The organism is Cellvibrio sp. QJXJ, assembly GCF_024452345.1.
Lineage (GTDB): Bacteria > Pseudomonadota > Gammaproteobacteria > Pseudomonadales > Cellvibrionaceae > Cellvibrio.
Map to the genome: position 1 here is coordinate 2,232,124 of NZ_CP101662.1, position 24,160 is coordinate 2,256,283.

At 47.3% G+C, this 24,160-nt stretch carries 20 protein-coding genes; 7 read left to right on the plus strand and 13 right to left on the minus strand.

The features are described 5' to 3' along the window. Positions 1–241: 241 nt before the first annotated feature. Positions 242–1,138, plus strand: a complete 897-nt coding sequence (locus NNX04_RS09725; RefSeq protein WP_261948293.1) for a poly(ethylene terephthalate) hydrolase family protein — start codon at positions 242–244, stop codon at positions 1,136–1,138. A gap of 79 nt (positions 1,139–1,217) precedes the next feature. On the opposite strand, the gene NNX04_RS09730 is transcribed toward NNX04_RS09725, so the two are convergent. The 6 genes from NNX04_RS09730 to NNX04_RS09755 all read right to left on the minus strand — a co-directional run bounded on the left by NNX04_RS09730 (position 1,218) and on the right by NNX04_RS09755 (position 9,172). Then, positions 1,218–2,120 (minus strand): alpha/beta hydrolase family esterase, encoded by a 903-nt coding sequence (locus tag NNX04_RS09730; protein WP_261948294.1) that lies wholly within the window; start codon positions 2,118–2,120, stop codon positions 1,218–1,220. 168 nt (positions 2,121–2,288) lie between these two features. Further along, a complete protein-coding gene (locus tag NNX04_RS09735; protein WP_261948295.1) occupies positions 2,289–2,741 on the minus strand; it encodes a GNAT family N-acetyltransferase in 453 nt (150 codons plus the stop codon). Positions 2,742–3,033: 292 nt separating this feature from the next. Further along, positions 3,034–3,372, minus strand: coding sequence for a hypothetical protein (locus NNX04_RS09740; protein WP_261948296.1), 339 nt, complete (start codon positions 3,370–3,372; stop codon positions 3,034–3,036). 271 nt (positions 3,373–3,643) lie between these two features. Continuing rightward, complete coding sequence (locus NNX04_RS09745; protein WP_261948297.1) at positions 3,644–5,620, minus strand: family 43 glycosylhydrolase; 1,977 nt, start codon at positions 5,618–5,620, stop codon at positions 3,644–3,646. Positions 5,621–5,760: 140 nt separating this feature from the next. After that, positions 5,761–7,710, minus strand: a complete 1,950-nt coding sequence (locus NNX04_RS09750) for a glycoside hydrolase family 97 protein (RefSeq protein ID WP_261948298.1) — start codon at positions 7,708–7,710, stop codon at positions 5,761–5,763. Between the two features lie 97 nt (positions 7,711–7,807). Next, a complete protein-coding gene (locus NNX04_RS09755) occupies positions 7,808–9,172 on the minus strand; it encodes a family 43 glycosylhydrolase (protein WP_007646180.1) in 1,365 nt (454 codons plus the stop codon). A gap of 279 nt (positions 9,173–9,451) precedes the next feature. Between NNX04_RS09755 and NNX04_RS09760 the strand changes: the two genes are divergently transcribed. The 4 genes from NNX04_RS09760 (at position 9,452) to NNX04_RS09775 (ending at position 11,260) form a co-directional block, all read left to right on the plus strand. Beyond that, positions 9,452–9,643 carry a Thivi_2564 family membrane protein gene (locus NNX04_RS09760; protein WP_007646178.1) on the plus strand — a complete coding sequence of 64 codons (192 nt, stop codon included), beginning with the start codon at positions 9,452–9,454 and terminating at the stop codon, positions 9,641–9,643. Positions 9,644–9,778: 135 nt separating this feature from the next. Further along, complete coding sequence (locus NNX04_RS09765; protein ID WP_261948299.1) at positions 9,779–10,033, plus strand: AbrB/MazE/SpoVT family DNA-binding domain-containing protein; 255 nt, start codon at positions 9,779–9,781, stop codon at positions 10,031–10,033. Beyond that, the gene (locus NNX04_RS09770; RefSeq protein WP_261948300.1) at positions 10,033–10,374 is read left to right on the plus strand and encodes a type II toxin-antitoxin system ChpB family toxin; all 342 of its coding nucleotides are present in this window, start codon (positions 10,033–10,035) and stop codon (positions 10,372–10,374) included. Before NNX04_RS09765 ends, NNX04_RS09770 begins: the two co-directional genes overlap by 1 nt. Before the next feature lie 64 nt (positions 10,375–10,438). After that, positions 10,439–11,260 (plus strand): serine protease, encoded by an 822-nt coding sequence (locus tag NNX04_RS09775; protein WP_261948301.1) that lies wholly within the window; start codon positions 10,439–10,441, stop codon positions 11,258–11,260. A 103-nt stretch (positions 11,261–11,363) separates the two neighbouring features. On the opposite strand, the gene NNX04_RS09780 is transcribed toward NNX04_RS09775, so the two are convergent. Both NNX04_RS09780 and NNX04_RS09785 read right to left on the minus strand, forming a co-directional pair. Then, entirely contained in the window at positions 11,364–12,473 is a 1,110-nt protein-coding gene (locus NNX04_RS09780) for an aldose epimerase family protein (protein WP_261948302.1), read from the minus strand. Between the two features lie 72 nt (positions 12,474–12,545). Then, positions 12,546–13,697, minus strand: a complete 1,152-nt coding sequence (locus tag NNX04_RS09785; protein ID WP_261948303.1) for a glycoside hydrolase family 43 protein — start codon at positions 13,695–13,697, stop codon at positions 12,546–12,548. 103 nt (positions 13,698–13,800) lie between these two features. On the opposite strand from NNX04_RS09785, the gene NNX04_RS09790 reads away from it, so the two are divergent. Then, entirely contained in the window at positions 13,801–14,868 is a 1,068-nt protein-coding gene (locus NNX04_RS09790; protein ID WP_261948304.1) for an arabinan endo-1,5-alpha-L-arabinosidase, read from the plus strand. 224 nt (positions 14,869–15,092) lie between these two features. After that, entirely contained in the window at positions 15,093–15,356 is a 264-nt protein-coding gene (locus tag NNX04_RS09795) for a hypothetical protein (protein ID WP_007646171.1), read from the plus strand. Positions 15,357–15,410: 54 nt separating this feature from the next. On the opposite strand, the gene NNX04_RS09800 is transcribed toward NNX04_RS09795, so the two are convergent. The 5 genes from NNX04_RS09800 to NNX04_RS09825 all read right to left on the minus strand — a co-directional run bounded on the left by NNX04_RS09800 (position 15,411) and on the right by NNX04_RS09825 (position 23,980). Further along, positions 15,411–17,366 (minus strand): amylosucrase, encoded by a 1,956-nt coding sequence (locus tag NNX04_RS09800; RefSeq protein ID WP_261948305.1) that lies wholly within the window; start codon positions 17,364–17,366, stop codon positions 15,411–15,413. A 224-nt stretch (positions 17,367–17,590) separates the two neighbouring features. Continuing rightward, positions 17,591–18,175, minus strand: a complete 585-nt coding sequence (locus NNX04_RS09805; RefSeq protein ID WP_261948306.1) for a hypothetical protein — start codon at positions 18,173–18,175, stop codon at positions 17,591–17,593. Positions 18,176–18,255: 80 nt separating this feature from the next. Continuing rightward, entirely contained in the window at positions 18,256–20,625 is a 2,370-nt protein-coding gene (locus tag NNX04_RS22830) for a LamG-like jellyroll fold domain-containing protein (protein ID WP_315973087.1), read from the minus strand. Positions 20,626–20,970: 345 nt separating this feature from the next. Next, positions 20,971–22,473 (minus strand): tryptophan halogenase family protein, encoded by a 1,503-nt coding sequence (locus NNX04_RS09820; RefSeq protein ID WP_261948307.1) that lies wholly within the window; start codon positions 22,471–22,473, stop codon positions 20,971–20,973. Then, positions 22,466–23,980, minus strand: coding sequence for a tryptophan halogenase family protein (locus NNX04_RS09825; protein ID WP_261948308.1), 1,515 nt, complete (start codon positions 23,978–23,980; stop codon positions 22,466–22,468). The genes NNX04_RS09820 and NNX04_RS09825 overlap by 8 nt, the downstream gene beginning before the upstream one ends. Positions 23,981–24,160 lie beyond the last annotated feature (180 nt).

Below are 24,160 nucleotides of genomic sequence, written 5' to 3' on the forward strand. Positions count from 1 at the left end.
AGGCAGAACGCGAGTTCTGCCTTTTTTATTTCGCTATTTATTTTTTACATTTTTATTTTTTATTTTCACCTTTTTTCATATCGGGATAAATTTTTCACCCCTAAAAAACCAGGCAAAAAAACCAAAATATTTACCCGCTTTTACAAGCCATCAGAAATTTTTTGTTAAGGCATTCCAGGTTAATTGGGCGCGACTGATATAGTCGATAAAACAATAGCCCTAATTAACAAGGAACTTTCCCATGCAGAAAATACTACCCTTTTTATGGATGCTGACATTCAGTATTGCAACACCAGCATTTGCCGAAGACACCAACAGCCGGATTGTAGAAGGTGGCGGGACAGGAAAATTTCCTGCCATTATGAAAAGCGAGGACTCACTCCAAACGCACACTATTTTCCGCCCGCAGGATATCCAGCATTTTAGCGGTAAAAAAACCTTACCTCTTGTTGTCTGGGGTAACGGCGCCTGTTTTGACTCGCCGTTTGAACACGTCAATTTTTTAAATGAAATCGCCTCGCAGGGTTTTATGGTTATCGCTATAGGAACAATGCCCAGGGCATCTGGTGAACAAAATAAAGAGAGATCAACCTCAGCCAAACTCACCGCCGCTATAGACTGGGCCTTTGCACAAAACACCAATAAAAACAGCGTTTACTTCAAGAAATTGAACACCACCAAAATTGCCCTTGCCGGTATGTCCTGCGGTGGATTACAAGCACTGGAAGTAGCAGGCGACCCGCGCATTACTACATTGATAGTCGCCAACAGCGGTATTTTTATCGAACCACTGCGCGGCAATGCCATGCCGATGATGCCGCAACTGGACAAAACCCAACTGAAAAAAATTCACACACCAACCCTCTATTTGCTGGGCGGCTCATCGGACATCGCTTATAAAAATGGCATGGATGATGTCGAAAAAATCAATCATGTACCGGTATTTGTCGCCAACCTGGATGTAGGCCACAGCGGCACCTATGCACAAGCGTTTGGCGGTGAATATGGCAAGGTCGCCACGGCGTGGCTTAACTGGCAATTAAAAGGCGATAAAAATTCCAGCAAGCTTTTTAAAGGAAAAACCCCAAAATTATCAACATGGAAAGGCTGGGTTGTTGATAAAAAGAACATGAAATAACTAAATAAAAAGAACAACGCACAAAAAAGGCAGGACTCACCCCCTGCCTTTTTAAATTGAAAACTATGTAATTTGCTTCCTACTCGTTAAACCGATCAAAAAAATCCTTGGTTTCCTGGGCAGAAAAATCCGGATACCAATGGCCGCCCGTTTCAGTGCCACACCACACTACAGGTTTATCACTGGCGCACCCCTCGTACTCCACGCATCCATTATTACCCACCAGTTTTGTTGTTGCGCTGCAGCCATTTCGCGCCAGGAAAACATTGCGCGCCTCCTCTCCCGCTGAATAGGAAACCACATTGTCGTCTTTGGCATGAATAAATAATGTCGCCACGTTGTGAGGCGAATCAGCACAACCACTCCACAGCGAACCGGCCATCGGCGCAATGGCTCTGACCAGGTCACCCATTTGGCAACCTATAGCGTTAGACATCATCCCGCCAAAACTAAAGCCGGTAGCAAAAACGCGTTTGGTATCCGTGCATACACCCTGCTGTACTTCGGTAATCATGGCGCGCATAAAACGAATATCACGATCACCATTATTCGCCCAGCCTGCATTCAACCCCTGAGGGGCAAGGAAAATGGCATTGCCGTTGTACTTGTTTTTAAGCCCAAAAAAGCCACTCCACCCATAGATATCTGCAGCGCTGCCATCTCGCCAATGCAATCCAATAATCACCGGATAGGTGGTATTACGATCATAGTTGGGTGGCATTTCGATCCAATAACTGCGCGATGAATTATCGACGGTGATTGTTTGCAGCCCAGTGGAAAACTGCGCTGCAATACCACAACCATAATCATTATTGGAATTAGATGAAACGGCGGACGAAGATGCCAGCGCAGTAGACGACGCTATCGAAGACGAGGGTGTTTGAGTGGATGAAACACTTGCAGAAGAGCCAGAATTTTTACCACCTCCACAAGAAACAAGGGCAATGACAAACAACGCAGCGCAGAAATTTTTTCTTAACATGGACTAATCCCGCTTATTAGTAATTTGCAGGAATTTAATCAGGCCAAGTGAAAGTCAACAACATGCAGGAATAACAGAGAAGTAATGTTTACTAAAACTTTCTGTGTTTTCAAAGAAATATTCGATTATTTTTGCATAATTTTTCTATTGGAATTGTCGACGCACCATTTAAAGGCGCACCGTAAATTTTAGTTTAGGCAGCATTCTTTTCTGGGGCTCGCTATATACCTCCCCAACTTTAAATGCTCCTTTCTTTAAGTAGAAACCTTCAGCATCTGGGTCAGATATTATATGAAACTCAGTTATATTCAGCGTTTTACACTCTGAAAGAATTTGTTCAAACACTAGATTGCCATAGCCCTTGCCAATGGCTTTTGGCAATAGCCAAAGGTGATCAAGCTCATCATTATCGCCTTTCACTATGGCGAAGAATCCAATCACTTCTTTATCTTTTAAAATTAGTTTGACTGTATTGCGAGCAATATACTCTTCTTCAAACCTTAAATTAGCCCTCCATTCCTCAAGTTGCTCTTGGGAATAGCCCCAATACCCCTTCGATGTGATTAAGGTGTCTCGAAGCAGACCAGTATCTTTTACTTCGGCATCTATAAAATTGAGCACTTTTTTGTACCTGATGTCAGGTTAACCAGCAGTATTTAAATAACCCATATAGTAACAATTGCGCAGAAAACCACATTAGCGTGAGTCGAACAGGGTAAATACAAGCAGGTTGAACTTACGGCCTGTATACAAAAATTATGACGATTTTAAACGCTATGGTGCGTGATAACTGCGAGTAGCAGGCTAATTAATTTGCGTTTCAGGTGTTGATTTTCTACCACAGTCGCTTGTTATGGATTTTTCTAAACTACGCGTTCATTTCAAATGAAAGCCAAAGCTGATAACTCAAAACCTACTGCTTCAAGCTTTTTGTTTCTTCAATCAATTTTTCCACTTGCGTTGACGATAATTGCTTTAGCTCAGAATATGCTAAATCAGTGTATGCTTTTTTGCCATTCCCTTCACCACGCAACTTACCATTTGCACGTATAAAAACAAACGGCATAGCAGGACTGCCTGGAGCAGTTACAAAAATAACATTTTGTGCGTCACCGCAGCTGTAAACCAACCAGTCAGAACCGCCGAATTTTTTGGTTATAGGGCCAACGTCACAATTCAAATTCTGAGATTCTGCGGAGGAAAGAGCGGAAAGAAAACTAACGATTAGCGATAATATAATTTTAGTGCGCATAATTTTTTTCCATAACAGTTTATTAGACGGCTCAAGCCGTATATAACCCAGCCGCATATCTTTTTATGGCGGGTACCTTTTACTCACAAAGATACCGCTGATTCAATCACTTAGCGATCGGCTTGTATATATCACTTATTAAAAAACCGGCGCGAGCAGGCTATCAGGATTAGTGCAGCTAATTAAAACGGGGGGCAGGATACATGCACTCGCAGGGGTGATGGAAAATGGTGGATGCCGTTTGTGCGGCACCCACCCTATGCGGAAAATATTATTGCACTGGTTTGATTTGGAAACGCTGTCCGTTGCTGTTTAGCCATTGGGCTTGGGCGAAGTTGGTGAAGTCTTCCACGCCACCGTGGGCCAAATCGATTACTAGCGTACTTTTACGGTTGGCGAGTTTTACGGTGCCGTCAGCTAAAAACTCTACTTGCCATTGGGTGTAATCCTCTCCGCAATTTGCCAGCTCGATATTAGTACCGGGCACGATAGACTTTTTTGCGACCGCAATACATTGTTGTGCATTGCTATTAGATTGCTCGGCACTCGGCTGAATGTAGAAGTAACCTTCATCGGCCGCTGCAAATTTCCAGCGCTGGTTCGATTTGTTTAGCCACTCTTGCTGCGCAATATTTTTAACGGCTGTATTTTCCACGACGGTAATTGCTTTACCGCTTTGAATACTGGTGATGGCATTTTCACCTTGTGGTTGCAATGCCCATTGTGCACAAGCAGATTTTGGTTCGATAAATTGTGGAATATCTTCCACTGATTTTTGTACTTCTTTTGGCGCGGGCTCTTTGCAATCTGCGAAACGTAATTCCTGCTGGGTTTGTGCATTTACCAGTGCGACCCAACCTTTAATATAAGGTTTAATTTGCCATTGCTGGCAGAGTTGGTTGTGCCAAGGGGCACTGCTCAAACCTGCATCGGTAATCGCGCACTGCTCGCCGCCGGCGGTGAGGAATAATCCGCTTGGTGTTACCAAGCGATAATTGCCGTTGGTGGTGTAATCCAAATTCCAAGTCGCGCTGGCATTGTTGCTCGCGGTATCTGCGCAGCTCGCGGCAGAAATTTTTCCGCTGTTATCGGCAACCACACAGGTGTTATCCGCTTTGCTTACCAAGGATATTTGAGTGCCTTGCACTTTAGTGACGAGCGGGCCGTTTTCACCAGAGGGAGATGCTACAGGCACACCGGCAGCGACCGGCTCACCAAAGTTTGGGGTGCCATCTTCATTCCAGGTAAATTTTTGTGCGCGCACTGAGCGAGTGCTGGTGCAACCTTCCAATTCGCTGGCGTTACCGTGGTAAATAATCCAGTCCTCGGTGCCATCGGGCGATTTGAAGAAACCATTGTGGCCGGGGCCAAACACACCGTTGGCTTTGCTAAATACTGGCTTATCAAATTTATGCCAGGACTCCACTTTTAACGGGTCATCGCCCACTAATTCCACCAAGCCCAATTTGTAATCCGGGGTATTACAAAAACTCGCGGAATACACCATGTAAGTTTTGCCATTGCGCTTTAACATTTCCGGGCCTTCATTGACTTTCATGCCGGAAAATTCCCAGTCGTATTCGGGGCGAATAATTTTTACGCGCTCGCCTTCTACAGTCCAGGGGTTGCTCATTTTGGAAATCCAAATGGTTTGCTCATCGCCCACCCACTGCGACCAGAGCAAATACAACTGGCCCTTGTGCTCAAAATAATTGCCGTCGATATTCCAAATATCCGGCATGGGCGAACCTTTATAGGTATAGGGGCCGAGCGGGTCATCGCCGTGGCTTTCAATCACACTTAAATGTTGGCGATCAAAATTTTCAGCAATGCCCGAGGTGTACATAACGTACCAGCGCGGCCCTTTGGGTGTATTCAGGCGATGAAATTCAAACGCCCAAAAATTACAGCAGCGGCCCAAATCACTCTCTGACCAGATATTAATCGGCGTTGCTGTAGCAAGGCCAGCGAGTGTGGGCGATTTGCGCATCACCAACTGCGATGTCCAGGTGGTAGTGGTTAAATAATAATTGCCTTCAAAATATTCCAACCAAGGGTCGGCACCGTTGGGGAAAATCGGGTTAATAAAGCTATTGACCATTTGCTCGGCGGTGGGGCCATTAGCCGGTTGACTTGCAACCGACGTTTGCGCTCCGGGTGCCGCGCTTTTTTCAGCGGGCACCTCTGCCTCTTTACCGCAGCCGATTAATACCGCGGGCAATAACAATAGGGATAATAATTTTTTCATGGTACCTCTCTCTTACATTTACATTTTTAATTTTTTTGATCGTAGGTTGGCAGAGCGCAGCGACTTCCGACTTAAAAACGTAATGTCAATCTGCATTCATTTGTCGGAAGTCGCTACGCTCTTCCAACCTACGTTGAAGCTTATTTAAATACCATCACAAAACCGGCACTGGGGCGCAGGCTAAGAGTGTGTGGTGTTTTGGTATTAACATCCTGCTGTATAAAATCGCGCTCACCTGCACCACTGGCAATCAGCGTGCCTTTTTTGTCGCCGATAAAACCTAAATCCAGATTCAGGGTTTTATTTTCTTTTTCCGCATTAATACCCGCGACATACCAAACATCGCCTGCGCGACGGGCAATTACGGCGTACTTTCCTGGGTAGCCATCAATAAATTTCACCTCATCCCATGCACGCGGTAATTCTTGCAAAAATGCTTTTACATAGTCCGGTGCAGTCGCCATACCTTCGGGAATTTCTGCAAAGTGTTGAATACCGGAAATCATGAGCACCGCTTCGGCTAGCTCAAATGAATTCTCTGTCACACGTTTAATATTCGGGATATCACCAAACGCCATGGGCGTGTAATCCATTGGGTCAAACACATTGCGTGCGAAAAGCGACATAACCACATGCGCCGCTACCGGGTCCTGGTCGGCTTGGGTAAAGGTGGTGAACTCAAAACCCTTAATGGATTCCATGGTCATTAAGTTGGGATAAGTGCGCTGCCAACCGCGCGGCAGAGTGGCGCCGTGAAAGTTGAGCAACAAACCATGGGCAGCAGCATCGGCCATGATGTCGTGGTAATAGGCCATCATGGATTGACCATCACCGGCAAAAAAATCGATTTTTAAACCCTTTACACCAATGGCTTTCAACTGCGCAAATACAGCCTGGCGCTGCTCATGGGTGAGCAATTCGCTTTTAGGGCTGTAGGGTGTTTCATTCCAGCTGCCCGATGAGTTGTACCAGACAAGGATGCCAATATGTTTTTGCGCAGCGTACTCAACTAATTCTTTCAATTTTTCCATGCCGATTTTTTTATCCCAATCGGCATCAATCAGGGTGTAATCCCAGTGCATTTCAGCGGCGTAGTCGATGAATTTTTTCTGCACATCAAAGGTAGTGAAATCATCTTTTAAAATGGCCCAACTCCAGGAGGAATGACCGGGCTGGATAATATTTTTATCCAGCGCAATGGCAGGCTCGGCGAGATCGGTGCCCAGGGTGGATTCCATAATGCGCGGCAAATCACCTATTGCGAGAATACGCCAGGGGGAAATTAAATCGCCGCGGCTATTGGCAAGCAGTGCACCTTTTTCGCCGTTAGGTGCAATATAAATTTCCGGCGCTTGTGGTGTTGCCAGTGTGTATTCGCCCTTGGGTGATTCATGATGCAAACGCGAGGCATGCCAGTCGCGATTCACGCCCGCTTCCGATACCAATACCCAGGTATTACCGGTGTTAAACAGCGCCGGAAAAGCCCAGCCCGCACCGAGGGTGGAAGCAGTGCCCACCGGAATATCCATTTGGTAATGTTCTTCATAGGATGGATTGGTATTGCTCCAACCGGTTTGCGACACCGCCATAGGTTGCAACCAGGCGCGCGCCGTTTCCGGCAATTGGAAGCTGGTAGTTTCTTTCACAAATTCTTTGGTGGCGATAGCGGAATCTTTCACGGCATAACGAAACGCAACACCGTCGTCTGATACGCGAAAGATCAGTATGAGTTTTTGTTGTTGCGCATTTAAAATAGAAAATGTTTGTTCATTGGCGCGATAGGCGATCTTATTTTTTTTACCCACACGCAGGGTGTAATCATCAGTCACAGGAGTAATAGCTGAACGCGATTCAATAGTGACGCCCTGGGTAAAATCGGCAGTACTTAATTGCAAACCTAAATCTGATGGCAGAATCACCGGCTGCGCCGCGCGATCCACTGAATAAGCCAGTGTATTTTGCTCGGTAACAAATACCTTAACACTAAGGTTAGTGTCGGGACTGGTAAGGGGTTCTGGCGCTTTTTGACTGCAGGCAGTACCCAACACACTCACGCCCATCACAAGCAAAACGCTGGCTATTTTTTTCATCAAAACTCTCCATTTATATTTTGTCGGTTGGAAAAGCGCAGCGCCTTCCGACAGTTTTTATCAACCACCGAAAGGCGCCGCGCGTCAAACCCGGGTTTTATTTCAAGCGGGTTAAACTGAATTGTTGATTGGTGGCGCCAGTCGCATTCCACTGAATGATTTGTGCACCATTTGCCGTGCTTAAATTCAAAACGTCGAGCGGTAAATTACTCAGTTGCGAACGAATGGTGTAATAGCCGCTGCTATTCGTCAGGCTCCACTTCTGCCCTGCACCACCCCAATAATCCCACTGCGCGATATTGGCGCCCGCAGCGGTGGAATTGTTGTACACGTCCAAACTTTTCAAACTCGCCGCGTTAATCAGGCTGTAATAACCCGTGCCCTGGTTAATCACATACCACTGTTGGGCGCGATAAGAGTTCCAGGTTTCCTGTTGAATCATCGCGCCATTGGCGGAGGATTTTGCAGCGGGAAGCAGATCTTTATTACTGTGACGCGCAGTAATGCGATACAAACCATCACTCACACCACCACAACTGGCGACAGAAAAATTACGCGTGAGCGTCGGCCAGCCATTGCTATAGGTCATTTTTAACAGGTCTAACTTGGCATTGCCGTTATCGTTCAAGTCGTAATAATGAATAGAGGTGTAATTGCAGCCATCTTGTTTTAACAAACCTATGTGACCTGGGCCTTTGTAGTTGCCATCCACATTAGGCAGCAAGGTGCGCACATCGGTATAAGGGCCGTAGACGGAAGTTGAGCGTGCGACCTGCACGTAATAGGTACTGTTAGCACCTTGGCAGCAGGCGCCGCGATTAATAAATAAGTAGTAATAATCGCCATTGCGTGAAATGTAAGGCGCTTCAATATCCGCGTGGTTGCCACCATATACCTTGGTCACACTGCCATTGAGCTTGCCGGTACTCTGGTTAATTTCAGCCACGCCAATCCCACCAAAAAACGAACCGTAGCTCATGTACACCTTGCCGTCATGGTCGCGGTACAGCGCCGGGTCAATCGCGTTAATTTCGCTACTACCGCCCCAGGACTCCACCACTACCCCCAAATCCTGCCAGCTGGGTGAGGTCAGCGATGCTGAACGCGCGACCCCAATTGCCGACACCGAGGTGCCAAAGGTGGATACGGAGTAATAAAGGTAGTAGTAGCCATTCATATGAATCGCTTCAGGCGCCCAGAAAGAGCCGCTGAAATTGGGGATCTTGCTGTAAATCCAGCTGGGGTAAGTGGTAAATACCGGCGCTGGGCCACCCGTCCAGGTGGTTAAATTGGTCGATGTGGAGTACCAAATACCAGTACCAGTGGTGAAGTGAAAGTAGGTATTACCATCCTTAATAAGGGCGCCCGGGTCATGGGAATTAGTCAAACCCGAAAGCGTAATCGCCGATGCGCTAACGCTGCACAGCAAAAGGCCAAGTCCCGCCAGAATTGATTTAAACATAATGGTTACCTGTAGATTATTGTTAGACGGTAGGTTGTGATTGATATTGTCTTAATATTATAAGACAAATTGATTTTACTCATAAATCTACTTTCAGGCCAAGGGATTTAGGTGGTCTTTACACTAGTGGTGTAGATGGGTAACAGCGCCACCACACTCCTGTGTACGCCAGCGCACCGCCAAAACCCTCCCGCTTCGTTATGATCAATATCACTTAAGCGTTAGGGCAAATAGTAATGCCCTGCGCACCATCGTTAGCAAATCGCAAAGGAAAAGATCATGGACTCCATTATTAACCTTATCGTCTACCTGGTTGTATTCGGGCTTATCTGGTGGCTGGTATCACTCTTGCCGCTGCCGTCACCGGTGGCGCAAGTGGTGCGGGTCTTATTCATTATCATGCTGATTCTGATAGTGCTTTCAGTCTTCGGCATTATCCCGGGCAACTATTTACCGCGACTGACCATCTAGCTCAGACGCTGTAACAAAAAGCCCCGCCTTTCAGATGAAATGTGGGGCTTTTTCGTTTAGCCATGTTACAACTATGTTGACACTCCCTACTTCCCCATGGAAAACTGTTACAACACTGTAATAACGGAGGCAGCTATGCTTACCCAAGTCAGAAAAATCGGCAATTCCGCAGGCACCATTATTCCTTCCAGCCTACTCAAAGAATTGAAACTTCGCGAGGGTGATAGTGTAGATGTCTCTGTGGTGGATAATTGCATTATCATTAAACCAACCAGCACAAAACCCAAATACACACTCGACGAGCTATTGAATAAATGCAATCCAAACGCGCCCAAAAATAAGGAATTGGATGCTTGGGAAAAAATCAAACCAATAGGGAATGAAATCTGATGGCTATATTTGATAAAGGAGATATCGTCCGCGTTTGTTTAAACCCGACAGAAGGCAAAGAAACACAAGGTGATTTCCGCCCCTGCCTTGTTCTTTCCCCCAAAGCCTTCAACAAACTCGGTTTAACTCTAATCGCTCCAATAACCCAAGGTGGAAACTTCGCCCGCACAGAAGGCTTTGCTGTGCCATTAATTGGTAGCGGCACAGAAACACAAGGTGTAGTTTTAGTTAATGGAGTCAAGTCACTCGATCTTGTTGCACGCAAAGCGGTAAAAATTGAGAAGGCACCACAGATGATTATTGATGAGGTTACGGCGATTTTGATGGCGATTATTGAGTAAGGCTTTACCTCGTATAAAAACGTAGTCCCTTAACTTAATCGATAGTTAGATTTGAGGAAACATTGTGGCAATTGCAATAAAAGAAAAAATGAGCTGGGTTCCTTTTCAAATAGAAATAATGTATGAAAATCAAAAGTTAGGGATCGGAACAGCATTCTCATATTTACATAATGAAAAAACTTACCTAATCACAAATTGGCACAATGCATCAGGAAGGCACCCCGAAACATTGAAGGTTATAAATACTGCTGCGGCAATTCCTAATAAATTTATTTTGCATTATCCAGTTGACTTCAATAAAGATAAAAGCTTTCCTAATGGCGAATCTAAAGTTGGATGGCATTCTTTTGAATTGAATTTATATCAAGATAGTGAACCAGTATGGTATGAGCATCCTGAGCATGGCCACAAGGTTGATGCTGTTGCAATTCCACTAGGCATTAGTGCAAGCATGTTAAAACCCGCCAACGCAAAAGAACTTGATCTAGAAAAAATAACTTTAAGACCGAGTTTGGATGTATATGTTCTAGGTTATCCACTTGGTCTGACTGGTGGCGCCAAGCTTCCAATCTGGAAGCGAGGCAGTATTGCCTCGGAACCAGATATTGATTTAGATAAGCTCCCAAAGTTTTTCATAGACACTGCTACTAGACAAGGCATGTCTGGTTCGCCGGTCTATGCGCAACAAAGTGGCTATATAATTCCAGAAGGAGGATCAGGGCCTGAAGATGCAATAATCGGTGAGGCAAGAAGATTTGCAGGGATTTATTCGGGCAGGGTTGGAGATGACAACTTTCAAGCTCAGTTAGGTATAGTGTGGAAAGAAAGTGCGATTATAGAAATAATTAATGGAAATAAAAAAGGTGCATCATCGTTTACAATATAAGAACATTGATAAAAACGCCCTGCACTTTTCAGTGCAGGGCTTTTTTTGTTGTCTACAGCAAAGTGCGGCGGAGTGCTGCGCGACTCCGCCCCACTCCGAATAATTACTTAACTGATAACTTAAAAATGGTGCGGGTTTTATATTCATCACCAGGGCGCAACACTATCGATGGAAATTGTGCTTGGTTAATCGAATCGGGAGCGTGTTGTGGCTCCAAACAAAAACCGCTGCGCTTTTTATAGGTGACACCTTTACCCGTGAGAGTGCCATCCAAAAAGTTACCGGAATAAAATTGTACGCCCGGTTCTTCAGTGAATACTTCCAGTACTCGGCCAGAAGTTTCTTCTTGAACACGCGCAGCCAGAGTTAATTCTTTGTAGGTTTTTTGATTGATCAAAAAATTGTGATCGTAACCAAAACCATTTTTTATCTGCTCGTGCTCATCATTAATGCGACTGCCAATTAACGTCGGCTCGCGAAAATCAAACGGTGTTCCGGCAACCGGCATTGGTTCACCTACCGGAATTGCCGCTTGGTTTACCGCGTTAATGTGATCGGCAAATATCTGCGCTTTGTGATTGAGAATAGTCGCACCTGAGTCAGTACCAATACCAGCCAAATTAAAATAACTGTGCTGGGTGAGGTTTACCGGCGTGGCTTTATCGGTAGTAGCGAAATAACCCACGATCAATTCATCGCTATGGGTGAATTGATAAGTGACAGTCACGCTCAAATTACCGGGGAAGCCCTGGTCGCCATCTTCACTGAGCAAATGCAATTTTAATATCGGGCCATTTGCATCTTCAGCGGTGGTAGCGCTCCAGACTTTTTTATCAAACCCCTGAGGGCCGCCGTGTAAATTATTGCTGCCATTGTTAGCAGTTAATTTATAGGTCGTGCCATCCAGCGTAAATTGCGCATTGGCAATGCGGTTGCCCACGCGGCCAATCAGTGCACCAAAATAAGGGCCTACCTCAAGGTAGGGTTCAAGGGTGTCAAACCCCAACACTACATCACCGAGCGCGCCGTTTTTATCGCGCATGTGCCACTCGGTAATAATACCGCCGAGGGTAATAATACTTACCCGGCTACCCAGTTTATTGGTGAGGGTAAATTCGTTTACCGCTTCGCCCGCAGGAGTAGTGCCAAATAATTTTTGCGCAATCATTGTTGTAGATGTTGTTGCCGATAGTGGTGCTGTAGTTGTTGTCATAGCTGCTGTCATAGTAGTTGAAGTATTAGTAGAGGCGTGGCGCTCGGTGCGCCGGGCTTCAAACCCATGCGCTCAGGGAGCAAGGGCATCGGGTTGGTCTTGTCCGAAGTCGGGGAACCCCTCGGCTGTCCAACCCAGTTCACGAATATAGGTGTGGCGATTGGGATCAGTAAGCGGTGTGCCCTGTAGCTCGGCGTAATCGCGCGCATGATATACCAGCACATCGGTTTTACCATCATCCGCCAGGGTAAAACTATTGTGGCCAGGGCCAAAACGCTTGAGTTTTTCGTTGGTGAAAAAAATCGGCTCAGGCGATTTATTCCACGAATTTTTATCGAGCAAATTTGCATCCACATCGGCCCAGACCAACCCTACCGCATAGCGATGGTCAGTAGCACTCGCCGAGTAGCTGATAAAAATTTTACCGTTGCGAATAATCACCGCTGCACCTTCATTCACTTTATAACCTTGAATTTCCCAATCCAATGTCGGGCGGGTAATTTCCACTTCCAGTGCACCAACCTGAGTAGGCGAATCCAGTGTGGCAATATAGAGCGCGGAATTCATGGTACCTTCCGGGTCACGTTGCGCCCACACCAAATAGCGCTGGTCTTTGTGCTCAAACACGGTGGCATCGAGCGAGAAGGAATCGCGCGCGGTTTTTACCAGACCCAATTCTTTCCATTCACCCTGCATGGGGTCGGCCGATTCATTGGCCAACACATACATGCGAATACTGCCCCCCACACCTTTTTCACCAGCGGCAAAATAGATGTACCAGGTATCGTTAAAGCGATGTAATTCCGGCGCCCAAATATTTTCACTCATCGGGCCGGATTCATGCTTTTCCCAAATGGTCACTTCTTCTGCACTGCCAATACCCAACAAGCTAGGTGAGCTGCGCAACTGAATACGATCAAACTTGGGCGCTGTCGCAATAAAATAGTAATGGCCCGATTCGGTGCGATAAATTTGCGGGTCAGCACGCTGCGGCACCAAGGCCACCGGTACATCACTCGCGGTTTCCGGTTTGATATCACCAACTACTGACGATGCACTGGCCGCAACAGATTCACTGGTAGCGGCTGACTCAGCTGAACCGACCGGTGCGCGAGATTCCCCACAAGCCGCCAATAAAAAACTACCCAACGCCACGGCGGCGATGCGCAAACTGCTCAGGGATAACAAGTGGAAGGTGTGCGATTGAATAGCAATAAACTTCATGGATGATTCTCCTGTGCCCGGCTTTACACCGGTTAACTGTTATTTTTAATGGAATAATATTATATTACATATTGAGAGAAATCGACCTATAAGAGAGTTAACTATGGTAAATACAGCCCCCCTCACCCGTTTCCGCCAAGCTGCTGCCCGCGTTGGTTATACCGCTGCGCTGCTCCTCAACGCCGTCGCCCTGTTATTTGGAGCATCGGTTGCCCAAGCCAAACAAGTGGATGTGCACGACCCCGTGATGGCACGCGAAGGCGACACCTGGTATCTGTTCAGCACCGGCCCCGGCATCACTATTTACAGCTCCAAAGACAAAGTGAACTGGACTTTCTCTGACCGCGCCTTTGCCGACCAACCCACTTGGGCCAAATCGGTGTCGCCAAGCTTTGATGGTCACCTCTGGGCGCCCGATGTGATCGAACATAACAACCAGTTTTATTTGTATTACTCGGTATCCGCCTTTGGCAAAAATACCTCAGCAATTGGTGTGACAGTCAATAAAACGCTGGATCCCAAATCGCCCGACTACCGCTGGGAAGATAAAGGCATAGTGATTGAATCGGTGCCCAACCGCGACAACTGGAACGCAATCGACCCCGCAGTAATTTTTGATGAACAAGGCCAAGCCTGGATGAGTTTTGGCTCTTTCTGGAGTGGTTTAAAAATTTTTAAATTAAACAGCGACCTCACCCGCCCTGCCGAACCACAAGAGTGGCACAGCATAGCGCGCCGTGATCAGGTTCCTACCGGCACCGACGTTAACGCCGGCCCCGGTGAAATTGAAGCGCCATTTATTCTGCGCAAAGGTGACTACTACTATTTATTCGTAAGCTGGGGCCTCTGCTGTAAACGCGGTGAATCCACTTATCACCTCGCCGTAGGCCGCTCCAAAAATGTCACCGGCCCCTACCTTGACCGCGCTGGCCGCGACATGAACCAAGGCGGCGGCAGCTTGTTACTACTCGGCAATAAAAACTGGGTCGGCCTCGGCCACAACAGCGCCTATTCATGGGACGGTAAAGATTATTTGGTGCTACACGCCTATGAAACCGCTGATAAATATTTACAAAAACTCAAGATCATGAACATCAGCTGGGACAAAGAAGGCTGGCCCATGGTTGACCCGAAAGAGTTGGATACATACCAAAGTAAACGAGTTAAATAAGAAAAAAGTAAGCTTGTGTGGTGTGGCGCGTTAAACCTTTTGTGCGAGTTTAACTAAATAGCTCATAACTTTTTGATTGGAATTCCGCGGGGTTATTAGTTTTAACTCTTTGTTTAACACTCCTGAAAGGTCTAGGCTTTAACGAGGATATAGCTGTGGCGGGTAGATAGTTGTTTACCCGCCACAACCTTGATAAAGGAACAGGATCAATTAGGAGAAGCGCCATGAAACACGACAACATCAACCACGCCAAGTGGCTGCGTGAAGAACAGGGTGAAACTGCACGTGAGTTGGCTGAAGTGATGCGCCTGGCGCAGGAAATGGGGCGCCGCCTGTGCAATGAAACCCACGGCGAAATGTACGATGAGGTGCGGCTGTTAATGTCACTGCTACACCAAACTCGCGCCCAAGCCGATTTAATTGATGCACAATTAAACTCTGCCGATCCCATCGCCGATTTATTGCAGCGCCGCCAATCGCGCCAGTAATTTTCAGGTCAAAAAATTTCGATACCCGCAAACGCGGGTATCTATTGAAAATAGTTAACCTGGAAAATACAACCACATTACCTGATACGCCCTAAGCACCAGCGGCTTGCTAAAATCCATGACCAAGGGTTTGTGATCAATCAGGTTAATCACCTCACGCGCGGGCAATAAATTGTGCAATATGTCTGCATTTATCTCGCGCTCAGCCGCACTGAAATTACATATCGCTAATAACCGCTCACCATTATCCGCTTGCCGTAAATAAGCAAAACAATGGTCATTACCGGTACGCAAAATATGGGTACTGGCGTTGCCAAATACCGCATGTTTTTTACGCGCCGCAATCATTTTGCGCAAACCCACATTAACGGTGTATTGCGGTGTGCCGGGTTTGTGCGCGAGTGCAAGCGCTGGTTCATCAATACGCGGACGATTCACCCAGCGTGCGTCGTGCAATTTGTGAGGGTCAGACTGGAAACTGTAATCATTAAGCATGGCCAATTCATCGCCCGCGTACAGCAGCGGTACGCCGCCGATACTTAAAATGACACTGTTCAATAACAAGATGCGTTTAATTGCCAGCTCAATTAATGCCGGGGAATTGCGTTCCAATGCCTGTTGCAGCCCAGCGAGTGATGCCAGTGAACCGCACACACGACAATCACCGTTTTCCGGATTTTCTTGAAAACCCAAGCCCACCGCAAACGAATTTTCAAAACGACCCGTGTAAAACTGATTCAAAAACAGCCGGTGATTGTAACCATTAATGCCCAAATGCGCCGCATCGCCATCGTCAAACGTCCAGCCGATATCGTCGTGGCAGCGCACATAATTGACCCAACTGCAGTGTGGATTTATTTCAAAGCGGTGACTTAAACTTTGGGTGATTAACCGCGTTTTTTGCGTGGCTAAACTATTCCACAATAGCGCCATTAGCAGCGGGTTGTAGGAGAGCTGGCATTCCGTGGGCGCGATATATTTCACCACCTCATCCGGGTGCACAATCGCTTCAGATTTAAATACCACCGCCGGTGCGACAATTTGCAAACAGCAGTTAAAGGCTTTGATTAGCGCATGGGCCTTGGGACGATTCTCACACACTGTACCCATGTCTTTCCAAATAAACGCCAAAGCATCCAGCCGCAGGGAATCGCAGCCGAGGTTGGCGAGGAATAACATTTCATCCACAATCGCGCGGAACACGGCAGGATTGCCGTAATTTAAATCCCACTGGAAATTGTTAAAAGTCGTCCACACCCATTTATCAATATCCGGCAAATAACTGAAACTGCCACGGCGCACACTGGGGAAAATTTCGCGCAGGGTCGCATCGTATTGATCGGGAATACGCCGATCATCAAACATTAAATAATAATCCTGAAATTCCGCATCACCAGCGCGCGCCGCTTTGGCCCAGGCATGATCATCCGCCGTGTGATTAAACACAAAATCCAAAACCAGGCTGATGCCCGCATCGTTCAGCGCTTCCGCCAATACCTGCAAGTCTTTGGTGGTACCCAGCGCCGGGTTCACGCAGCGATAGTCCGACACGGCATAACCCCCGTCACTATCGCCCTCGGGGGATTTATAGAGCGGCATCAAATGCAAATAGGTCAGCCCTAACTCGGTGAAATAGGGGATTTTTGCCAGCAGCCCGTTTAAATCACCGGCCATTAAATCCACGTAACAGGCCATGCCCAGCATCTGTTCCGATTTATGCCAAAGCGGATCAGCAAGGCGCTGTTTATCTTTCTTTTTCAGGCGCGCTTTGCGCTGGGCAAAATTACTGGCGAGGGTTTGCACCAATTGCTGCAGGTGATAGTGCAAGTCGTAGTGTTTGTCATACACCTGCAACAACAATTCAAACAAAGTGGGAAAATGTTGCTCAAGGCGGGATAAAAATACTTTGTGATCAGTTTTAGTGAGCGACGATAAATCGATAGCACCAAGAACACGGGTTAAACATTTTTTGCTTTCGCTTGCTGGATTTATTTCTTTAACAGGATTCATAGTGTCTTCCCGACTATAAATTTATACATTAGCGACCACTGGGTTTTACACCAACTGGCAGGATATGAATAAAAAGAGTATAGACAGGACAGCAGCGATTGCTGCCGAAAACAGCGGGAGATTCGCCACAAATAAAAACGCCAGCGCAGGTTTATCCGGCTGGCGTTTTTAAGAAACTAAAATTTATAACTTCTTAATTAACACTGAAAAAGTTAATCGACCAATTATGCGCGGCGGCGCAACACACCTACGCCCAAAACCCCCATTAGCAGCAATACCAAGCCCGATGCCTCAGGCACATTCGCCGGGCGATGGATTTCTACGGTGAAATCATCCATACCCCAGCTAACTCCCCAGTCAGCCAGACTGTTGTAAATCATCAGCTGATCTATACCCGCCCAATCCAATTGAATCCAACTTGCGCTCTCGGGCGTTATTACAAAAGTGTCCAAGGTGCTGTACACCAACACACCATCCAACCAACCTTCAAACGCGAGTTCCTGTTCAAATAAATAAGACCCAAACCAGGCGCCGATAAAATCAAAACTGCCCGCGCCTGCCAAATCGATAGACGACCAGGCACCAAATGCATTAAACGCAACATTAGTACCGGAGACGACCGCCGTATCCAAACCAGTGCCAGAGTAATCACTGCCGCTCAGGGCGCCGATTACATTCCAATTAAAGCCGCCGTAACCATCACCAATTTGCGCGAAGGATTCTTCCCCCAGATCATCAAAATCAATTACCGCTGCGCTGGCAAATTGCGCCGCAAACATTAACAACACACTTCCAATAAATACTTTCATTTTTTCACTCACTTTTTATAACAAGAATGTTTATGGATACCCGCGTGCGCGGGTATGACTGAAATATTTTCAGCAAAAACCTAGAATGCCAGGCTTTGAATTTGGCTTTCAGTTAATGCCGTTTCATAAATACGCAGCTCATCCATCGCGCCTTTGTAGGGCACATCCCACCAGTTCACACCAAGTGAAAAAATGCCATTGGTGGTGGTAAAAATATTCGGGAAGTTGGTGCCGCTGAATCTTTTCACGCCATTTACATACACATTGAGCGCGCCGTTATTCACCGTGAACGCCAAGTGCGACCACTGGCCTGCGGGAATATTCATGCCCAAACCTGCGTCGTACCACGCGGTGCCCGACCAGAGCATGGTATTGCCATTAACCCAGCCATGCCCCATTGGCAATAAACTCACCCAGGAATCGGTAGTGCGTGCGGCAAAAAAGCTGGTGGTAAACGCATTCAGTTCCGTAGGGTTCAACCAGAGTGAAACGGTGTAATTATTGGAGCTGATAATGCCGTTGGGCAAACGCACGCCGGTATTGCCATCAAACACCGCTGCTGCGCCCTGCACACCACTGGTGTAACTCAGGTTGCCGCCGAGCCAATCGATACGCGCACCGCTCACGTTTCCTGCCGCCAAAACACCGGTTGCATCATTCAAATTATTATCAAACGCATAGTGTGCAATCAGGCCGCCAATCGATTTTTCACGCACCACTACCACAAAATTTTTCGTCGCTGTGGTAGTGCCTTTTTTGATGCTCGCGGTGAGTGTCACCATGGCATCACCCGCACCATTTTCCGGGCGAGTCACCACACCCGTGGTGCTAACTGCTGACGGGTTCGATGATGCCCAGGTAATAGTGGCATTGCGTGCGCCGCTAGTTGGCAGCATGAGGTTGCTGGTGATGGCCGAAGTATCACCGAGGTTTAATTCCGTTTTAATTGCATTCACGATTTGCAAATCAGTGCGCTTTAATAATTTACTGCCGTAAATCGCCACGCCTTGATTGGATAACGCGGAGAAAGTCAGGGTGTAAGTTTTTGCCGTTTCATCCCACTGGTTCACCACCACACCTTTGTAAGTAGGTGCACCGGCCAGATTAATTTCCACCTGATTATTACCCACCAATAACCAACTACCGGTTGCCGCGCCAGTGACTGTGCCATTGCTATTCAAGCTGATATGTTGGGATTTTTTAATGGTCGCGGAAATATCTTTACCGTGATTCACCAACAAATAATCGCCCACCACAAAATCGCGACGTACGGTGCCCAGCGTTTCATTGGCGTAGCGATAAGGCGCAACTACCGGCCATGCATCGGCATTCATAAACATCTGATGCACACGAATTTCATGCGCTTCGCCGCGCTCGGGGAAACGGCTGTGGAAAATTAAAAAATATTTTCCGCTCGCGGCATCGTAGTACGCCGAGTTGTGACCGGGCGATACATAACCTGTGCCTATGCCGGTACCCACTTCGCCGAGTTTGCGCTCAAACAAAAAGTTGCCCATCAGTTTCACACCAAAGGGCGCGATGCTTGCATCATCAAAAATAGGCAGCGCGGGATTCGCTTTCACGCTCGCCATATTGTTGCCCTGCGCATCGTAATAAGGGCCGTCCGGCGCAGTCGCACGCGCAACACGCATGTTGTAACCACCCACCGCATCCAAGCCGCCGAAGGAGCTGAACATATAGTAATAATTGGTTTGCGGACTGTAGAGCACATACACACCTTCAATACGGCTGTGATTACCGCCCATCAAGTGTTTACCGTAACCCTGGTTGGGCAGCGGCTTACCTGTTTGCGGATCAAGTTTGAGAATAAAAATCCCGCCGGAATAAGAACCGTAAATCATCCACAAATTATTCTGCGCATCAAAAAAAGTATGCGGGTCAACCGCATTAGGGTGTTTGCGTGCGTCGTAAATGGTGCCGTCTTCACTGGGCAAACCCCACATGCCGGACTTGAGGAAAATCCCCTTGTCCACATAAGGCCCCTCCACCGAATCAGCCACCGCGACACCCATCGCCGAACGCGGCGCATCGCCCCGGCAGGCGTTGTAGTACATATAAAATTTGCCATCGGCGAGCCGAACAACATCCGCTGCCCATAAGGTATTCGTCTCCGCCCAACTGAAGGTCTCTGCCAGCTCGGTCACTACATTGGTAAACAGCGGGTTTTGCGGACTAACGCCATCGGCGATGGAAGTCCACTGCAACAAATCCGGCGACTTGGCCGCTGCCAAATGGGAGCCAAACACGTAGTAATTGTTATCCACGCGGATAACCGAAGGGTCGTGTACCGAAGCATTAAGAAAGGTGGGCGCGCTCACCGGCGCCAACTGCGCCTGCGCACTCATACTGGTCACTAAACCGCCCAGCGCTAAGGCCGAAGCCAACAAAGCCGCCAAACGTCGGGATTGGGGTTGGGTTATGAACTTCATCGATTCTCTCCAGAAGTAGCAATAATTATGATTATTTCGCCTTAATGTCTGACAATTTAAAAACTAACAGGTACAGAAACTCACCCAGCGATAAGATCGCCAAGAAAAAATGCAGATAATCTGTACAAAAACAGGTTTTTTTAGCTGAAACGATATAAAAGCGTTATTTTTATAGCCGGATTAGTGTGTCACGCGCCAAAACATATCTCAATCATAATTTATTATTATCTTATAATTTGTAGTTGTTAGTATCAGGGGTTTTTAGAGCGTTGTGGAAATCGTGTTGCCACAGAGGAATCAGCTTGGAAGACTAAACATCCACCAAGTGACCACAGATTTGCAGCTCTAACATTTCTGCTGAGTGGGAAAATTCAGCGCGCAGCCTTCCACAAACTTTTTCACTTCGCACTCGCGATATAAATCTCCCTTGCCCTGCCCCGGTTGATTAGCGGCGAGTGGGGGAAATGCGCCGTAACCGGCGAGTAGGCAATGCCAGGAGGCGGTGTTGAATGCTGGTTTGATTTTCCGCTGTGCCAGCTCTGCAGCCAAATCACCGCAGCGATACCAGACATCCAGAATTTGCAGCAGCGATTCGGGCAGTTGTTTGTTGTCGCGGTTCGCGCGCCAGTAATCGCTGCCGAGCGAATTATTTACGCCACGGGTATTTAATTTATAGTGCGCAATTATGTAATCGCGCACACCGTCAAAATGATTGGCGACGGTGCGATTAAAATTATCGCGCCCATTACTCGTAAAATTGTGTTCATCCAGCGCGTCCATTAAGGCTTCTATGGTGAGCTGCACCAAATGCAATGCGGTGGCTTCCAGCGGTTCAATAAAACCTTGCGATAATCCGAGCCCCACACAATTGTGCGACCAGTGTTGCGCTAATTGCCCGACGCGCATGGTTAAATGGCGACACTCCTGCGCACTTTCACTCATGCCGATGTGCGCGCGAAATTCTGCTTCGGCTTGATCGCGGCTGATAAATTGGCTGCTATATACATATCCATTGCCGGTGCGATGGGTAAGCGGAATTTGCCAACACCAACCTGCGCTTAACGCCGTGGAGCGCGTTTCTACCGGAGGTTTTTCCAGTGCAGCTGTGGGCATTACCACCGCACTGTCATTAAATAATTGCTGTTGATAAGAATGAAATGGCACTGCTAATGCCTTTTGCATTAACAGCGACGCAAAACCAGTGCAGTCGATAAAAAAATCACCCGCGATAAAATCACCGGCATCGGTTTGCAGGGCGGTAATTTCACCGCGATCATTGCGCAACACCTCTGCTAATTTCGCTTGGTGATGAATCACTCCCCGCGCCGTAGCTACACCGGCCAAATAGCGGCCCAGCAACTGCGAATCAAAGTGATAACCGTATTCCATTTGAAAGGGAAAATTAGCCGACGCGATGGGCACCTTTCCCTGCCGCGCCAATTCACCATTGATAAAAAACTTTTCGGGGTCGGTTACCACATCCAACCCCAAACGGCGGGTACGGCAGTTGGTAAAAAAAGCGCGCTCATTAAATACGTCAGGCTGGGAATAAAAGGGATGTGAATATTCCTGCATGCTCGACGCGGGGCTCCAGCCCACAAAACGAATATTGGTTTTGTAAGTGGCGTGGCACGCGGGCATCCATTCCTGTTCGGGTAAATCCAACTGTTTAAAAAAACGTTTTAACGAGGGCGTTGAACCTTCACCTACACCAATGATAGGAATTTCAGGGGATTCCATCAGTGTGATTTGCACTTGTTCGCGCGACCAGCGTTTGGCAAATAAATTGGCAGCCATCCACCCGGCGGTACCGCCGCCTAAAATAACGATGCGCAACAGTTTATCCACGGTTTATACCTGCGCGTGTTACGCCAGCGTATTGATGCAAAAATTCATCGTGACTAGACAATTGTGTGAGTGGCTGGCGTTTGGTGCTGGCGATACGCGCAAGCATGGACTGCAATTGTTCCGCGCCGGGAATATCTGCGGTGGGGTGATAATCGCGCGGCATAATGCCCTGCCCCATCATCACTTGCAGCCAGGAAGAATCCAGAAAAATATCACCGGGATCATTCATGACTGCGCCGGTTTCTTGGAACAACGCAATTTTGTGCGCAAGGCGTTCGGGAATGGGCATATTGCGCAGGTAGCGCCAAAACTCGCTATCGGCGCGTTCGTTGAGGTGATAGTGAAGAATAATAAAATCGCGCACGGTTTCGTATTCGTGTTTGGAGTCCCGATTGTATTCATTCACTTGCGCTTGGCTGATGCCCGCATTGGGAAAATGTTTTAACAGCCGCACAATGGCCGATTGAATTAAATGAATACTGGTAGATTCCAGCGGCTCCAAAAATCCACTCGACAAACCCACTGCAATCACATTTTTGTTCCACTGTTGTAAAGTGCGGCCGGTTTTAAATTTTATCGGTTTAGGTTCGGCGAGCGCAGTTGAATCCAAATTACTTAATAAAATAGTGGTCGCTTCATCGTCACTTAAATGGTGTGAGCTATAGACCAAACCATTGCCATTGCGATGGGTAAGCGGAATGCGCCACTGCCAACCAGCTTTGTGCGCAATGGAGCGCGTATAGGGCAAGGTTTTTTCAAAGCGTTCCGAGGGCACTGCCAGCGCGCGATTGCAAGGCAGCCAGTGACTCCAATCTTCATAACCGGTTTGTAATGCACCTTGAATTAGCAGGCCACGCATTCCGCTGCAGTCGATAAATAAATCGCCTTGAATTTCACTGCCATTTTCCATAAGCAGCGTTTCTACAAAACCGCTATCTGTATTTAACCGCACCTCGCGGATTTTTCCTTCGGTGCGCACAACACCCGCCTGCTCGCTGATTTTGCGCAAATAGCGGCCGTAAAGTGCGGAGTCAAAATGGTAAGCGTAAGGCACTTGATAGAGCGGATCTTTGCCGTCGAATTTGCCGAATACACCGGCCTCGCAGCAGAGATAATTTAAATCGTAATCCCAAATTGATGTGTTCAAGCCTTGTTTTTGTGCGCGCAGCCAATAGTGTTGAAAGGCGCTAAAACCGATGGTAGTGCCGGGGGCACCAAAGGTGTGGTAGTAGCTATCGCCCTGCTGTTTCCAGTTGTCGAAACGAATCGCCATTTTGATGGTGGCTTTGGTCTCGCGCAAAAATTCCGGTTCATGTAAACCGAGCACAGAATTAAAGGTTTGGATGGGAGGAATAGTCGCTTCACCCACACCGATGATGCCGATCTCTTCCGACTCCACCAGTTGAATCTCTACCCGCTGCTGCAACACTTTTTTTAATAGCGCTGCCGTCATCCAGCCAGCGGTACCGCCACCGGCAATCACAATTTTTTTAATGATGTTGTTCATTCAGATTCCGTATTGCTGCCTATTATTTTTGTTGCACTGCTACGTAGATACACGCATTCGCGGCCATGACGATAGGTATATTTATCAACATACCTAGAGGTTACTTATGCTTTTAACAATAGTTGGTATTTCAGCGCGAGCCTAATTATTCAGCCCGCGCCATAAAAAAACCTCACAGAT

Excerpts from the sequence above, each read along its gene's own strand:
- NNX04_RS09725 (WP_261948293.1), top strand. The coding sequence starts at position 242 with ATGCAGAAAATACTACCCTTTTTATGGATGCTGACATTCAGTATTGCA.
- NNX04_RS09730 (WP_261948294.1), bottom strand. The coding sequence starts at position 2,120 with ATGTTAAGAAAAAATTTCTGCGCTGCGTTGTTTGTCATTGCCCTTGTT.
- NNX04_RS09740 (WP_261948296.1), bottom strand. The coding sequence starts at position 3,372 with ATGCGCACTAAAATTATATTATCGCTAATCGTTAGTTTTCTTTCCGCT.
- NNX04_RS09745 (WP_261948297.1), bottom strand. The coding sequence starts at position 5,620 with ATGAAAAAATTATTATCCCTATTGTTATTGCCCGCGGTATTAATCGGC.
- NNX04_RS09750 (WP_261948298.1), bottom strand. The coding sequence starts at position 7,710 with ATGAAAAAAATAGCCAGCGTTTTGCTTGTGATGGGCGTGAGTGTGTTG.
- NNX04_RS09755 (WP_007646180.1), bottom strand. The coding sequence starts at position 9,172 with ATGTTTAAATCAATTCTGGCGGGACTTGGCCTTTTGCTGTGCAGCGTT.
- NNX04_RS09760 (WP_007646178.1), top strand. The coding sequence starts at position 9,452 with ATGGACTCCATTATTAACCTTATCGTCTACCTGGTTGTATTCGGGCTT.
- NNX04_RS09765 (WP_261948299.1), top strand. The coding sequence starts at position 9,779 with ATGCTTACCCAAGTCAGAAAAATCGGCAATTCCGCAGGCACCATTATT.
- NNX04_RS09770 (WP_261948300.1), top strand. The coding sequence starts at position 10,033 with ATGGCTATATTTGATAAAGGAGATATCGTCCGCGTTTGTTTAAACCCG.
- NNX04_RS09780 (WP_261948302.1), bottom strand. The coding sequence starts at position 12,473 with ATGACAACAACTACAGCACCACTATCGGCAACAACATCTACAACAATG.
- NNX04_RS09785 (WP_261948303.1), bottom strand. The coding sequence starts at position 13,697 with ATGAAGTTTATTGCTATTCAATCGCACACCTTCCACTTGTTATCCCTG.
- NNX04_RS09790 (WP_261948304.1), top strand. The coding sequence starts at position 13,801 with ATGGTAAATACAGCCCCCCTCACCCGTTTCCGCCAAGCTGCTGCCCGC.
- NNX04_RS09795 (WP_007646171.1), top strand. The coding sequence starts at position 15,093 with ATGAAACACGACAACATCAACCACGCCAAGTGGCTGCGTGAAGAACAG.
- NNX04_RS09800 (WP_261948305.1), bottom strand. The coding sequence starts at position 17,366 with ATGAATCCTGTTAAAGAAATAAATCCAGCAAGCGAAAGCAAAAAATGT.
- NNX04_RS09805 (WP_261948306.1), bottom strand. The coding sequence starts at position 18,175 with ATGAAAGTATTTATTGGAAGTGTGTTGTTAATGTTTGCGGCGCAATTT.
- NNX04_RS22830 (WP_315973087.1), bottom strand. The coding sequence starts at position 20,625 with ATGAAGTTCATAACCCAACCCCAATCCCGACGTTTGGCGGCTTTGTTG.
- NNX04_RS09825 (WP_261948308.1), bottom strand. The coding sequence starts at position 23,980 with ATGAACAACATCATTAAAAAAATTGTGATTGCCGGTGGCGGTACCGCT.